This is a genomic window from Streptococcus sp. 2022WUSS037, from assembly GCF_044427225.1.
Lineage (GTDB): Bacteria > Bacillota > Bacilli > Lactobacillales > Streptococcaceae > Streptococcus.
The window spans coordinates 98,892-112,097 of the sequence record NZ_JAOTGJ010000002.1 but is presented as its reverse complement, the minus strand read 5'-3'; the positions used below and the strand labels follow the sequence as shown (position 1 = coordinate 112,097).

The following is a 13,206-nucleotide window of genomic DNA, read 5'->3' as shown; positions in this document are numbered from 1 at the left end:
TTTACACCTCTTTTCGCACAGGTGGTCTGGTATCAAAGGCATGGAGCAGTTCTTCAAATACAGGGTGGAACTGTATCACACCGACACGACCATATAAATCACTGATAAGGCATTGCCCGTTTTCCAAATCACGCAATCGCTTCTGATTGTTTTCGTCCTCTGGGTCTACACCAAAAAAGGCTAAGGTCTTTTTAATCTCGTTAAGGTCAGTGGAACGAAATGCAAATTTTAAGCCGAGGTTATTTTTCAGTTTTTCATCTAAGAGGTCGTCTGTATTTTGGGTCACGAAATATACCCCAGCGTTCATAGCACGACCAGCCCGAACCAGCTTCATAGATAGTGTTTTTCCTTGTGCTACCTGTAAAAAGCTCCATGCTTCGTCTAAATCTACAATCTTGAAAATGCTTCGGTCTGTATGGATAAAGTCTAAAGCAAAGGTACTAATGACAATCAGCATAGCAACGGATAAAAGCTCCATAGTGGTATATTCCTCAAAGGAAGTTTCCTTGTCGGGAAGTACCAAGTCCGCAACCTGTATAATATTCAGTTGTTTTTCTAAGCTGATAGACTGCTCCACATAACCATTACTGAATAATAAATGTGCAAAGTCATAGTCTGTAAAACTTTCGATATGGTCGGCTATACTGGTACTTAGTGGCGTATTCTCAACCCGTAATTCCTCAATCACTTTCATCAACCCTCGTACTTCACTATTGGTTACTGCACGAATGGCTTTTCTAAGGATTGGGAAGCGTTCCCCATCACGAGAGGAAATCCCCGTAAGGAATGTCAGAATATCAATAGCCAGTGATTCAGAATCTTTGGGATTTTTCATAATCACATAAGGGTCAAGTAAGCCTTTGTTTTTCTCATCAGAAGTCAGAGTGACGATATTGATTTCATGGGAAATCTCTGGCAAGGTTTCTTTCCATCTGCCACGTTCTGCTTTTGGGTCTACAATCACTGCTTGTGCCCCATAAAGCACCGCATAATAGACGATAAGGTTATTCGCAAAGGATTTACCACCACCCAGCGAACCAACAAAAGCCGACGCTAACGCATTGGTTACTGAACCCTTAACCCCTTGACTGGCAAGAGCAGGTTTCAGATAGACATTGCGTCCAGTATCTAAGCTGTAGCCAACATAAATCCCCTCATTTTCCCCCAGCATTTGAGTAGCACCAAAACCTAAACCAGCGAGGAAATCAGAGGTCACGTATTGAATATAATCATTCATATAACGCTTGCTGGCAGGTAAAAATTCTTCATGTAAGCCGAGCATATCCCCAAATGGTCGTACCAGTTTTACGCTTAAATCGTCATAAAAATCTTTCACTTCATTACAACGACGTTTGAGTTCGTCAAGATCATTTGCTGATACCCTTACCACATAAGACAGCTTGTACATAGATTCCTTGCTTTGGTCTAAATTGGTTTCCAGCTCATTCACACTTTCCAGAGCTTCCGCCACATTGGAGCTGGTTTCATTATCACTTTGCCAAGCGTGGTTATCCAAGTCTTTCAGTTCTTTCTTTTTATTGCGGACAGTAGATAGGGCTTTACGATTCGCTACAATTTCCACATTCATTGACGTATCAATCGGGAATGTAAATTGCTGTTGCTGGTAGTAGAAGATTTCAGAGGACGGGAAGTCCAGTTCTCCGACAATGCTGTTAATGGTAAAGTAAGCTACATAGACGGTTTCATCTTCCTGCTGGATTTTCAAATATCGCTGTTTTTCTTCCACCAAACAGCGAGTAGGCTTAATCAAGTCATAGTATTTAATCAGCGTTTCATTATCCAGCTTTTTCTTTGATAGATGGTACTCATACTCTTCATAGGCAGTGCCTGTCTGTCCGTAAAGGTGTTCAATCAGATAGCCGAAGTCGTCCTTATCTAACCTGCGGATTTTGAAACGACGAGAGATTTTATTTTCTAAGAGCTTTTCCATCTTCTGAAAACGCAGGATTTCATCATTACTCATACTAACAAAATCGCCCATCAGCTTATGGTTCACATCATAGACAAAATCAGACAAAGCATTTTTTGCTTCAACGGTAAGACTTTTCATAGAAAACTCCTGATCGTTGAGAAGCAACTTAAAGCCGATAAAGAAACGGTAGTTCACTTGATTTTCGCCAATCATGGATATTAAAGCGTCTGTCTGTTGGTCGATTTTGTCATAGGCAACCGCTTTGAGCTTGCCAGTGACTTCATTTTTGGAACGCTCTTGTGCAGAACGTATGCTGGATTCTGTACTGATTTGTAAAGCATGAATTTTGCCATCACGATTTTGTGCGATAAGCTGTCTGAAAGAATCATGCACTTGTATTTTCTGTTCTGGACTTAGAAATGAGTAATTGTAAGGAACAAGCTCATAGTAAGCATAACATTCCCCGTCTTTATTCCAGACGAGATTGTTTTCAATGTATTTAATTGGATATGCCATAAAATTCACTCCTAACTGCTGTAATGGCTTCTTGTGGCTGGTTTCTGCCAAGCGTTACTTTTTTTCCTGCATAGGTCAGCTTTGGTCGCAGTGCATAAGCAATGACAGACTTCAAAAATCCATAAGGCTTTTTACCATCAAAAGTTTTTGTAGACATAAACCATGTGAAAGCCACAGGAATCCCAAAGTATTTGAGAAATGCTCCCTCTATCATGGAAAGAGGGGGCAAGTTGCCAAGTATCATCACTGCAAAGAGTGACACGACAAACCATGTCATTTGCGTAAAGGTTATGGGAAACGGAAGTCTAAAATCATTGATAGAATACAGTACCTTTTCCACAGACCAGATACTGGTATAGCTTCGTATTTTCTTCATGTAATCAATCCTTTCATAAAAAATAGGGGTAGCTGATTGAGCCACCCCGTAAAATAGAAAATCTGCCAGTAGTAATGTACCGACAGATTTAATAGACGATTTCAAAAATCCCATGATTGGTTGAGATAAACGTTCCTGAAAGGTCTAAATCCCGACCATAGGCTTGATAATCAATATAGTTTTGAAGACTAGCTGGTACTTCGCCTAAAGCACCCGTTTCTTCAATGTAGTAGCGTGCCACGTCATACATATCATCACAATCGGAATGAATGATAATATCCTCTTGATGTTCGCTTAGTTCTTCAATGCTTGAAAAATGAGTGAGCAGAGCAGATAGCTCCGATTGTAATTCTTCGGGTAATTCCGATACCATTTCCCATAGTCGATTGAGTTCGCCAATGGAAGTGTATTCGTCAACCGTAAAGGGTAACTCGTAGTCATGAATGGCGTATTCCTCATATTCATCATTCAAGCCGATTTTCTCTTTGACTTCCTCAAAGTCAATGGGAAAGGTAAACCACGCACCGACCAATTCGCCCTCATTGTATTTGCCTAAATTCGCAATATAGACTTGCATATCGTCCATATATTCACGTCCTTTCTTTGTAGAGATTCAAAAATCCCTACCGCACTTCGTTTGGTGTACCATTCCTTTGCGGAACATAAGAAAACCACTTATATTCCACAAAAGAACGGTTTTATTTAAGCACCAATAATGCGATTGAATAGCTCTAGTAAAATGTCTTTTACTCCAGCAGCGTTGAAGACTAAGCCAACCGCAATAATCGCAATAATTAAAAAGCCAATCAGTTTGCTAAACTCACGCTTGAAGCCAAGATACAAGCCAATCACAACGATTGCTAAAAGCACCAGTGATTGAGCGTTTGATAGAAACCAGTTATAAAGGTTTTGTCCAAAATTCATAAAAATGTTCTCCTCTCTATATTCAATGAATTTGTATTTGAGTTATTTTTTTGTTGTTATCACGTCCTGTTCTTTTACTGACTGTTGCTTCAAAATCTGCTTGTGTCGGTCTGTCAGTTTCGCATGGTCGAGAATGTCTTTTACAACCTGCGTCTGGTTGATTTCATCAAGTTTAATCGCAACCTTTAAGGTCGGGGCAACTTGATGAGATAGCCAGTTCAGCGTCCTTTGGAAGGAGTAAGGCTCTGGTTTTGTGGTTAGTTTTAATCGTTCACGATTGTTCCCAATAAACCAAGCCCATTCTTCATTCAGTTTCCAATCAGAACGAGGTTTGGAATCGTCTTTATCTACAAAACGGATATACCGATTGATAATTTTAAAGGCGGTATGCTCTGGATTGTCATAGACGAGTAAATCACGGACTGCATAATAGGCACGCTCATTTTTCAATCGAATCTCAAAACGGTTTTTTACTTCTGCGTCTTCAATGGGAATATCATTTTTCTTGTACTGCTCGTAGTCCTTTTCATAGATACAGAAATAAACTTCACTTTGTAATGAACCGATATAGAGGGTGTTTCCCATACATTCCTTTTCCTCTTTGCGTACCAGTTCGCCACTGCGATAGCTTTTAAAACTGCGGAAGACGGAGATACATTCTTCCTGTTGGCACTTTTCAGTGAGTACAGGGATATTTAAAATCCCTGTCTTATCGTTAATGGCAAGGTCAAGGCGTTTCATCACACCGCCAGCCACCAAAACGTCCATAAAGAACTCATACCAGTTTCTTTGTTGTGCCAGAAGATAGCTTTCAAATTGTCTGCACCCACGACCTTTCAATTCCACCAGAACTCCTTTGTCCAGTTCATGGGAGCAAAGGACGAATATGTCGCCTAAAGCATAATGCTCTGAATAAGAATAGAAACCATAGTCCTCATGAAGAAAATAGGACAGTTTCAGTTGTAAGATGTTTTCGACCACCTGCTGTACGTCTGTTGTCGGAAAGCGAATTCTTACATAATCAAACAGCATTTCAAGGGGAGCGTCGGGATTGAAGCGTTCCAGAGCTTCCCAAAGGGACTGCTGTAAATCCTCTGATGGCTTGACTTTTCCTGTTTCAATATCGCTTAGATACTGCCTTGTAATACCAGTCGCAACAGCTAAACGGTTTTGAGATAGTCCATAAGCCAAGCGTTTTTCTTTTAAATGCTGTAACCAAGTTTGTTCATTCAGTAAAAATCCCTCCAATCAAAAAGGCGTATGTCAACTTTTAAAGCCCATTTGACATACGCTGAAATTTTGTAAATCCCTTGTAACCAAAGGATTTTCTAATGTTTTTTTGACTGTTTCCTGTCGATTTGTACCCCCCTGTTAGATACGGGGGGTTAAGTGCTGGCGTGGCTATTGCCACACCAGCCAGCAAGATCAGTCCACACCTGCGACTTCCGCTTCGCACGTCGCCTGCGTGGACTGTCTGCTGTTGGATAACTTTTTAATTTCCTCCAAGAAATCATATCCTTTTGGTACAAGGGGAGTATAAAACTCTGATATGACACTTGTTCCTACATCAACATAGCCACGACCTTTGATTCGCTTTAAGAAGAAATCCTTTTGTACGTCACTGCCAAACATCATGCCATAGCCCATTTCAGACATACGACCTAAAGCCACTCTGAAATTAAACTGATCACGGATTCCGTCGCCTAAATATTTTGCGTCTGGACGTTGACAAGCCAGTATTAGAAAGAAGCCAGCTTGACGACCTAACATGACAATCTGTTTCAGCTTATTCATAACTGCGGTGTTTTCTTTTGTTCCCAGCATTTCCATGAAAGCGACGTATTCATCAAAGATTAAGAAGTGTGCCGAGAGACCTAAGTAAGCATAATTTTTGCCAGTCTTATAGTTCTTCATCTGCTTCATTTCCTCACTACGTTTCATCATTTCTTCATAGAATGTTTCAATGCAAGAAAGCAAGTCTTCTTTTCTATAGTAGACATTTGCCATCACAGAACCTAAGTCCGCAAGATCAGCATTTTTCGGGTCAAGAATATACAGTTTTGAATCTGTATGAAGCAAGGCTTCAATCAGTGTCAGTATAAAGTAAGTTTTACCGCCACCTGTACCACCAGCAATCAACATATGAGGGAGCTTATCATATTCCCACCATACGTTTTTCATTAAGCGAAGTTTACCATCTTTAGCTTCTACTTCATCAATAGAAATACGACTGGCTATGGTGTCATAGAGCAAAGTATATTCCACATAGGAATCCTTTAACTCTTTATCCGTCAGCTCACAGTACAAGCCACTCTCTAATTTCTTTTCCAAGTGTAAGAGTTGGTCTTGATATTTTCCCAGCGTGATTTCCACCCGTATCTGTATCAAGCCATTTTTAAGTCGATAATACATTTTAGGGAAGTAGGTTATCTTTTCCTTTGTACGACCAGCACTATCTTTAAAGAAACCCTCTGTTTTGACCTGTTCAGATTCATACCACTTGTTTTCAAGTATCATCTTTGCCAGTTTTTGACGGTGGTAAAGTTGTTTAACCGTATCATAGCGAATCCGTTTGAATACAAACGCTACCAGCAAGCAGATAAGAATTGCGACACTGAAACTGATAATTAAATACTTTTGTTAATTTCATTTCTTCTCTCCATTAGCTGAGACTAATTCCCCCAACCGTTCCTGTCCGGCCTTCAACATCTCTTCCTCGACTTTACTCCATTGCCCAAAGAGGCATTCTTGTAGCACTTCTACCGCGGATCCCTCATCAATTTCAGAATCATAGATACAAGTTCTATCTCTTTGATAAATTTGAATTTGGTCAAAGAGTTGCTCTCTTTCTAACTCGCTTAGGTTATCAACCAAGTTCTCAACAATCCCATCATGGTGTTCTTTTGGTGTTGCTCTAGCCTGATTAGGATCGATAGCATAAAGTTCTTCGTAACGAATCAAGGTGTTGAGATAGGACAATTCTGGTTTGGTACCAATCACAGCTAAGGAAACTTGGTATCCTTTCGAAGCTAATAATTGAGCAGTCTGACGAGGAACTTGAGTGGTACGCAAAGTCCCTTCAATTAACAAATGATAACCTTGTGTACTAAGTTCATCAACCAGATGTTCTACCATTTTTCCTGCAAATCCCTTGGTATAGTCCACGCTGTCCTTGCCATACTTTTCTTGCAGTGCTAAGTAATTGGGATGTTGAGAACGGTAGCTGTCACCATCGATGATAATGATATTGCCTTGAAATTCCTTTTGCTTAATCCGATGAATCGTTGTCTTACCGGCTCCGCTTTGTCCTCCAAGTAAGATAGCTTTCGGTTGTTCTGGAATTGTTTTGCCTCGGATTAAAGCCCGAATGGTTCGCTGTAAGGCCTTCTGAAATGCAGCCTCACTAAATTCTTCCAACCTCATTAAGCCACCACCCGATGATGCACCATGTCCAACATCCGCTCGATACCGTCTAAATAGCCATTGTAACGCTCAATTTCATCGAAAGTATCGACAAGGTAAATTTTCGTATTGATCAATTCAGCCAAATCATCACTCATGAGAATCCAAGGGTTGGATTCATCATCAAAAGCAATATCCTGACTATCTTGATATCGATAAAGCTGTGATAAAATGGCTGCTCCACGTTCTTTTATCACTTCTACTTTTAAAGTCAGATGGTAATCTTCGACAGGAGTTAACATCTTGTCCTCTCCTACAATATCGACATAAGAAACGTTAAATTTCTGACAAATACGGTCGATGAGTTCAGTTGAAACAGTGCTGGTTCCATTTTCGTAGCGACTCAGACTATTGCGTGAAATCCCGACCATTTTCGCAAATTCTGGCTGTGTTAAATCGTGTGTTCGGCGTAGTGATTTTATATTGTCTCCGATCATAGATAAAGACCTCCTCATATTTGCTTTCATTATACCATAAAAAACGGCTAACGCACCAAATATGGTGCGTTAGCCGTTTTTAGGTTTCTTCGATTGCTTAAACTGCTCTATTCGCTTCTCCAACTGCTCAGTATTCAGTTTATTTTTCGCTTCTTGAATTGACTTATCAAGACTTTCTTCCTCATCGGTTATAATGTCCCTAGATATTTCCACTCTCTCACTAGACTTGAAACTAGAATCAAAGACCACATCTAGGAGTTGCTCTACTTTGGTTAGCTTACTATCTGACATCTCTGATAGTCGATGAATCAGTCGTTTGAATTGATCCTGGTTTTGTTTTTTCTTTTGAAAAAATTTCATTATATTCTCCTTCAATTGTAAAAAGGTAGCCCGCATAGGACTACCTGACTTATAAATCATCAATGGCTACTGAAATAGCCTGCAACTTTTTATTTTGGATTTTCTTTTCATCAATCAATTGATGAAGTTCTTCAATTTGCTTCTGACAGGCGGAAATATCCTTGTTGTTTTGTGCAATGGTGTCTGTCAAGTGCTGTTTGTAGTCACTTGTGATATTTACTTTCTTCGGCTGACTTTGTTTAACTTTTGATTCAGGCGTTTGGTCATCTTTAGATTTTGACTCCTTTTGTTGCTGTTCAAAAGCAGCCACATAATCTACTTCTTCAATTGGTTTTTCATCCTGTTTATGGAAAAGTGCTGCGATTTTAGCTCTCTCTTCATTGGACGATGTCGGTTTCACATCATCTAGTGGCTGATCAAAATTCCATGTTTTACTCATTCTGTATCCTCATTTCTGTAATCTGGGTATAGTGTAGTTTCTTTACCAAAGGCTTGCTCTAGTGCTTCATGAAAAGACAACTGACTTGATTGTTGCCGTTTGATAAAGGTACTATACATAGCTGTTTGTAGTTGGTCTCGATAGTTTTCCAATTTCTCCGTCTCACGTGAGACCTTTTCTTCTTGCCTAGCTACTTTTTCAGCCAGACGTTCAATCACACTCATAGGGGGTCCTCCTTGTCACTCTCTAGATTATGATAGTGGGCTTGATTTTGTTATCACAATTCCAAAACGTGCTCTCGTTTAGGTGAAGGATGATTCTTATTAACTTGTGCTTGGGCTGTTTGGATAATATCACTTAAGGATATTTCCTTCTGTTGTTTCACAATATCATTCCAATCTGACTTTGTTTCAAGTCCTTGCAATGGTGGTAAATCTCGAGAAATCGGAAGTCCTTTATCTGACAGTTTCTGACAAAATTCTCTTCCTGCTTCATCGTTATCAACAGCCAAAGTTAACACGTTTGAATGAGTTTGAAAAAAGGTTGTCGTCTCTTGTATTGCCCGAAGATAATAGCTAAGTCTGCTTGGATTTACTGTATCTAGAAATGCCAATTTCCCCTGTTCCTCTGCTGCTAGACGCAAGGTCTGATAAGCAATCACAGAAAGTTTTAAACCTTCCATTGAAATCAGGCGAACATCGGATAATTGCTTTTGGTAAAGCTGATAATAACTCATCATATCGATAACTGATTCACAAAAAATGAGTCGCTTGGGATTACCAATATCGAAACTAATACCGACATAGCCATGAGAGCCTTTCATGATTTTCTTCAAATAACCACGTTTGTGTCTTTCTTCATTTTTGACGAGACCTTGAAGGCTTGCGGCCTGTAAGACACCATTATGGTCATAGCTTTTAAACACTAAAACTGACTCCGCTTGATAAGTAGCTTGAGCAAGCAATCCTTGTCTACCAAAGGTATTGATAGTCTGATCACTTAGGCCACGGATGTCTTTTAAGTAAATACGTGCTTGCTGAATCGGTTCTTCATGCAAATAATATTGAAACGGTTGATAAGTTTCTTCTATCACCGTAGCCTGTTCAAAATCTCCAGTTTCAAGATAGGATACAGCCTCTTTGAAAGTAACACCTGCCACTAATTGAACAAAGTCAATCACATCCCCTTGTATATCTCTTGAAAACCATTTGAAAGTATTGGTATCGGCAAAAATCCGAAAGGAATCATGGTCTGGGTGTTCATAAATGTGTCCTGATAAACGTCTGAAGGAATAACCCAAACTTTCAGCCACATCTAAAATGGTCTTTTGTTTTACTATTTTAATTCGTGTCATCTTGTCTCCCTATCAAAAAAGCAGAAGACTGTCTCCTGCTAGTTGTTCTCACTTGTTGTAGTTCCTTGGATCGTTGGTATGCTGGAATTAGCACCATTTGTGGCTTCTTTCATGTCCTCCAGTTTCCCATTCCAAATGGTCAACTGATTAACCAGGAGCTTGTCGGAAACTTTGGAGTAGGATAACATAACCGTCTTGATTTCTGTCTGAGTGGTTCGCTGTTGTTGCTCACTCAAATCAGAAACATAGGTCACTTGATAGGTAACTTCCGCAAGTGCAACATTGCTTTCTGTATTGACATAGATACTCGCTGATTCAAATCGGTAGTCAAGCATATAATCTTTATAAACTTGATTAATTGCTTTATTCTGATTTGCTTCCTCTTCTGAAAATGCCGAGTCCGTCATGTAGGGCTTGATACGAGCGTTATTTTCACCCAGCTGAACCTTGGTGAAATATTGAGTGAGAAATTCTTTGACAAGCTCATCTGATAGGACTGTCGCTCTTTCCTCCTGCTTTTTCTTTGACACAAGTTTATTGGCTTCTGCTCGTATTTGGTTCGCTGTTTGCTTTGAAATGGTTTGTGAGCCAATCGTGTAGCCAATCATGACCATAAAACTGACTGCGATTAAACCTCCTACTCCAATCAGAAATCGAGCTTTCACTTTATTTAACATGGCTTACTCCTTTATTAGTGATAGCCTCATCATATCAAGATTAAGTTGGAAATTTTATCACAAGAAAAATATGATTAACTACAAATTATACTCTGTAAAAATCAAAAATAGCAAACCAGAACCTATTCAATAGATAAAGATGTTGAATTATAGTTCGTTGCGTTTTGAAGTAGCCAGCTCTATTCCAAATTCTACTGAACTAGTTTTCAGAAATTGGTGCTCAAATATCTTTTCAAGAAAATATAGTTATAATGACTCTTTAAGAACATTAAAAATTTTCACTCCGATTACTTTAAAACTGAGCCAAATAACTTTATTTTCCGGATTAACTACTTTGTAGAATAATTTAAACTAAATATTTTTAAGATATACTACAATAAAAGACATATCCTATAATTTCTGTAGTAGGAACAATCTATACAGAGGCTATAGTTTTTTGAGTATATAAAAAAGTTCCATAAGACCTCCCTAATCATCATTAGGAAGTGCTTATGGAACAATTTTAGAATACCACAGTACTCTTCGAATTAGAAAATAAGAACATCAAATCGAGACCATTTTTTCAAGTCAACACGCATATCACTATTCAGCGTGAGCTTGATTACCCAGCTCCAAACTACCTTAGTCAGATGTTATTACCAACATAAATCTACAGTATCTATTCTGAATATCAAAGGGATGCCAACTATGTTAAAAACCAAAGATGTCTTCTTCAGTGTAAATCCTGTAAACAGATGACAGTCACTGAAGTGTCTCTCATCAAAAAACACTAAATCTCACAACCCATCTGCATAAAGATCACTCAATACTGCACCGAAAAACTCACCGACACTTCCACTACCTAAAGACTTCCTTTCTCAACCTCTGTCGTACAACGGCAGTTAGAACTGCTATCTGACGGAATTTCCCTATTCTAACACTAATTTAAAGCAATCGATAAGCTCATCAAGGATATCAAACGTCAGTCACTCAGTTTTCGACAAGTTACAAACTTCAGAAACAAATTTCTAAACTAACTTAACATCAAAAAGATAGAATCAATCTGTTCCTCTCTCCTATAGATTATAAGTTTCCTACTACAGCTGCAATGGGGCTTTTTAACAACCAAATTATGACCATCTGAATAATTTATAACTTATCAAATGTAGAAGATAGTATATCTTTGTATTTATTCTACATTATTGCTTTCTAAATTTGAAACTACATACTAGAAAGACTATGAATAACAAAACATCGACAACATACAGAGACCTACTCTCAAGATATATTCGGATGGCATTGAATAGAAAAAACATTGATAGAGTTAATAACGCATACGGTATTACTTTTTTCATGAATTTGAACCTCCTTTACACCAGTATATCTAAGTTACAATACAAAATCATGAGTAAAAAGGGTAATTACTTAATATATCCTAACTTCTGAGCTTTTATAACAGCTTTTAACGTTGAATCAACTTCGAGTTTTTCCAATATATTTTGAATATGATTCGTTAGCGTTCTATCAGAAATGTAAAGGGATTTAGCAATGTCTTTTCGTTTTTCCCCATTTCCTAAATGTATAAGTATTTCTTTTTCGCGTTCTGTCAATTCATCTATAAAATAATTCTGATTTGGAAAATAATTTTTCCCATAGGAAATATCTTTAAGAATCTGAATTAATCTTTTGGAACTTATATTTTTAGGAACAAATGCCTTTACTCCTAACTTCTGAGCTTGATATTCATATACAGGTAAATCAAATCCCGTCAATAATGCTATCTTGGAATCAGGATATTCCTCTAAAATATCTTGAGCTATTCCAAAGCCATCCGTACTAAATTTATTGTCTAAGTTAATGTCTAATAGTATCACTTGGTACTCAATTACTTTTGAAAAAATGCTTTTAAATTCATCTTCATCATTCATTATATCAATGTGAATATCTGGTTGATACTGATGTATAGTTAAGGCTAAACTCTCTGCAAACAGGCTATGATCATCTATTAATAAAATTTTCAATTGCCTTCTCTCCTTCCATCATCAATTTGATATCGACTCTTAATCCGTTAGAGTCCGCTTGCTCAAAAGTAATAGTCCCCCCTACTGACTTTACTTGTTCTTCCAAGACTAATAATCCGTGTCCATGTTTAAATGGTTTTAACTTTTGATAATAGCCATTATCCATAACTGATAAAGAGAGTTCCCGCCCATCTCTAGCCAATTTTACAGTAACCGTTTGAGCATTGGAATACTTATATTCATGCTGTGATTGGCGAAACTACAGAATACCAAATTTCAGAGATTAACAACTCACTAGAGGAAAAACAAAAAGAACTAATCAAGCTGGCGAACAAGGGTCAAGACTATGACCACTTAGCAGATGAGATTGATGAGCTGAGAGACAAGCGACAGATCCTTTTAGTAGAAGATGCCTCCCTCAGTGGCGAGAACGAGCGAATCAATGAGCTGATTGAATTTATCCGCAAGAACAAATTCCGCACCTTAGAATATGATGATAAGCTTGTAAGGAAGATAATCCAGAGCGTTACAGTCTATGAAGGCCACTTCGTCATAGCCTTCAAATCTGGCATCGAAATGGAAATATGAAAACCAGAAGTAAATAGCCCATGACTCTACAGTAGAGTTGTGGGTTTTCTTTTGCTTGCTGATTATAATAATATTTTAATAACTATTGTGTTTATCAACCAAATGGTTTATAATATTCTTAGCGTAAACTTGGAGGTGCT

The 13,206-nt window shown here is 38.3% G+C and carries 15 protein-coding genes and 2 pseudogenes; 1 reads left to right on the top strand and 16 read right to left on the bottom strand.

Features of this window, described 5'->3' with window-relative positions:
• Position 1: 1 nt before the first annotated feature.
• The 16 genes and pseudogenes from ODU55_RS01925 to ODU55_RS01850 form a co-directional block, all read right to left on the bottom strand.
• Positions 2-2,449 carry an ATP-binding protein gene (locus ODU55_RS01925; RefSeq protein WP_000331160.1) on the bottom strand — a complete coding sequence of 816 codons (2,448 nt, stop codon included), beginning with the start codon at positions 2,447-2,449 and terminating at the stop codon, positions 2-4.
• Positions 2,433-2,825: a conjugal transfer protein gene (locus ODU55_RS01920; protein WP_000723888.1), complete on the bottom strand. Its 393-nt coding sequence runs from the start codon at positions 2,823-2,825 to the stop codon at positions 2,433-2,435. Before ODU55_RS01920 ends, ODU55_RS01925 begins: the two co-directional genes overlap by 17 nt.
• Before the next feature lie 88 nt (positions 2,826-2,913).
• Positions 2,914-3,411, bottom strand: coding sequence for an antirestriction protein ArdA (locus ODU55_RS01915; protein ID WP_000342539.1), 498 nt, complete (start codon positions 3,409-3,411; stop codon positions 2,914-2,916).
• A gap of 116 nt (positions 3,412-3,527) precedes the next feature.
• Complete coding sequence (locus ODU55_RS01910) at positions 3,528-3,749, bottom strand: hypothetical protein (RefSeq protein WP_001009056.1); 222 nt, start codon at positions 3,747-3,749, stop codon at positions 3,528-3,530.
• 42 nt (positions 3,750-3,791) lie between these two features.
• On the bottom strand, positions 3,792-4,997 hold the full coding sequence (mobT, locus tag ODU55_RS01905) for a MobT family relaxase (protein ID WP_070030749.1): 1,206 nt from the start codon (positions 4,995-4,997) through the stop codon (positions 3,792-3,794).
• Positions 4,998-5,019: 22 nt separating this feature from the next.
• Positions 5,020-5,172 (bottom strand): hypothetical protein, encoded by a 153-nt coding sequence (locus ODU55_RS01900; RefSeq protein WP_000879507.1) that lies wholly within the window; start codon positions 5,170-5,172, stop codon positions 5,020-5,022.
• Positions 5,173-5,174: 2 nt separating this feature from the next.
• A pseudogene (locus ODU55_RS01895) lies at positions 5,175-6,383 on the bottom strand (FtsK/SpoIIIE domain-containing protein); the annotation flags it as partial.
• 12 nt (positions 6,384-6,395) lie between these two features.
• Entirely contained in the window at positions 6,396-7,172 is a 777-nt protein-coding gene (gene pezT, locus ODU55_RS01890; protein ID WP_398581683.1) for a type II toxin-antitoxin system toxin PezT, read from the bottom strand.
• Positions 7,172-7,648, bottom strand: coding sequence for a type II toxin-antitoxin system antitoxin PezA (pezA, locus tag ODU55_RS01885; protein WP_012775115.1), 477 nt, complete (start codon positions 7,646-7,648; stop codon positions 7,172-7,174). The genes pezT and pezA overlap by 1 nt, the downstream gene beginning before the upstream one ends.
• Positions 7,649-7,717: 69 nt before the next feature.
• Complete coding sequence (locus tag ODU55_RS01880) at positions 7,718-8,008, bottom strand: hypothetical protein (protein WP_398581682.1); 291 nt, start codon at positions 8,006-8,008, stop codon at positions 7,718-7,720.
• A gap of 49 nt (positions 8,009-8,057) precedes the next feature.
• A complete protein-coding gene (locus tag ODU55_RS01875; protein WP_398581681.1) occupies positions 8,058-8,447 on the bottom strand; it encodes a DUF5945 family protein in 390 nt (129 codons plus the stop codon).
• The gene (locus ODU55_RS01870) at positions 8,444-8,671 is read right to left on the bottom strand and encodes a DUF5965 family protein (RefSeq protein WP_002943342.1); all 228 of its coding nucleotides are present in this window, start codon (positions 8,669-8,671) and stop codon (positions 8,444-8,446) included. Before ODU55_RS01870 ends, ODU55_RS01875 begins: the two co-directional genes overlap by 4 nt.
• 53 nt (positions 8,672-8,724) lie before the next feature.
• A complete protein-coding gene (locus ODU55_RS01865; RefSeq protein ID WP_398581680.1) occupies positions 8,725-9,801 on the bottom strand; it encodes a DNA primase in 1,077 nt (358 codons plus the stop codon).
• A 38-nt stretch (positions 9,802-9,839) separates the two neighbouring features.
• The gene (locus tag ODU55_RS01860; protein ID WP_011922443.1) at positions 9,840-10,478 is read right to left on the bottom strand and encodes a hypothetical protein; all 639 of its coding nucleotides are present in this window, start codon (positions 10,476-10,478) and stop codon (positions 9,840-9,842) included.
• A 1,400-nt stretch (positions 10,479-11,878) separates the two neighbouring features.
• Positions 11,879-12,478, bottom strand: coding sequence for a response regulator transcription factor (locus tag ODU55_RS01855; protein WP_011922444.1), 600 nt, complete (start codon positions 12,476-12,478; stop codon positions 11,879-11,881).
• Positions 12,456-12,644 (bottom strand): hypothetical protein, encoded by a 189-nt coding sequence (locus ODU55_RS01850; RefSeq protein WP_044761352.1) that lies wholly within the window; start codon positions 12,642-12,644, stop codon positions 12,456-12,458. The genes ODU55_RS01855 and ODU55_RS01850 overlap by 23 nt, the downstream gene beginning before the upstream one ends.
• A 71-nt stretch (positions 12,645-12,715) precedes the next feature.
• Here ODU55_RS01850 and ODU55_RS01845 point away from each other — a divergent pair.
• Positions 12,716-13,066 (top strand): annotated as a pseudogene (locus tag ODU55_RS01845) (recombinase family protein); the annotation flags it as partial.
• Positions 13,067-13,206 lie beyond the last annotated feature (140 nt).

Coding starts and splice junctions, on each gene's coding strand:
- ODU55_RS01880 (WP_398581682.1), bottom strand. CDS start 8,008: ATGAAATTTTTTCAAAAGAAAAAACAAAACCAGGATCAATTCAAACGA.
- ODU55_RS01865 (WP_398581680.1), bottom strand. CDS start 9,801: ATGACACGAATTAAAATAGTAAAACAAAAGACCATTTTAGATGTGGCT.
- ODU55_RS01860 (WP_011922443.1), bottom strand. CDS start 10,478: ATGTTAAATAAAGTGAAAGCTCGATTTCTGATTGGAGTAGGAGGTTTA.
- pezA (WP_012775115.1), bottom strand. CDS start 7,648: ATGATCGGAGACAATATAAAATCACTACGCCGAACACACGATTTAACA.
- ODU55_RS01915 (WP_000342539.1), bottom strand. CDS start 3,411: ATGGACGATATGCAAGTCTATATTGCGAATTTAGGCAAATACAATGAG.
- ODU55_RS01920 (WP_000723888.1), bottom strand. CDS start 2,825: ATGAAGAAAATACGAAGCTATACCAGTATCTGGTCTGTGGAAAAGGTA.
- ODU55_RS01910 (WP_001009056.1), bottom strand. CDS start 3,749: ATGAATTTTGGACAAAACCTTTATAACTGGTTTCTATCAAACGCTCAA.
- ODU55_RS01925 (WP_000331160.1), bottom strand. CDS start 2,449: ATGGCATATCCAATTAAATACATTGAAAACAATCTCGTCTGGAATAAA.
- pezT (WP_398581683.1), bottom strand. CDS start 7,172: ATGAGGTTGGAAGAATTTAGTGAGGCTGCATTTCAGAAGGCCTTACAG.
- ODU55_RS01875 (WP_398581681.1), bottom strand. CDS start 8,447: ATGAGTAAAACATGGAATTTTGATCAGCCACTAGATGATGTGAAACCG.
- ODU55_RS01870 (WP_002943342.1), bottom strand. CDS start 8,671: ATGAGTGTGATTGAACGTCTGGCTGAAAAAGTAGCTAGGCAAGAAGAA.
- ODU55_RS01850 (WP_044761352.1), bottom strand. CDS start 12,644: ATGGATAATGGCTATTATCAAAAGTTAAAACCATTTAAACATGGACAC.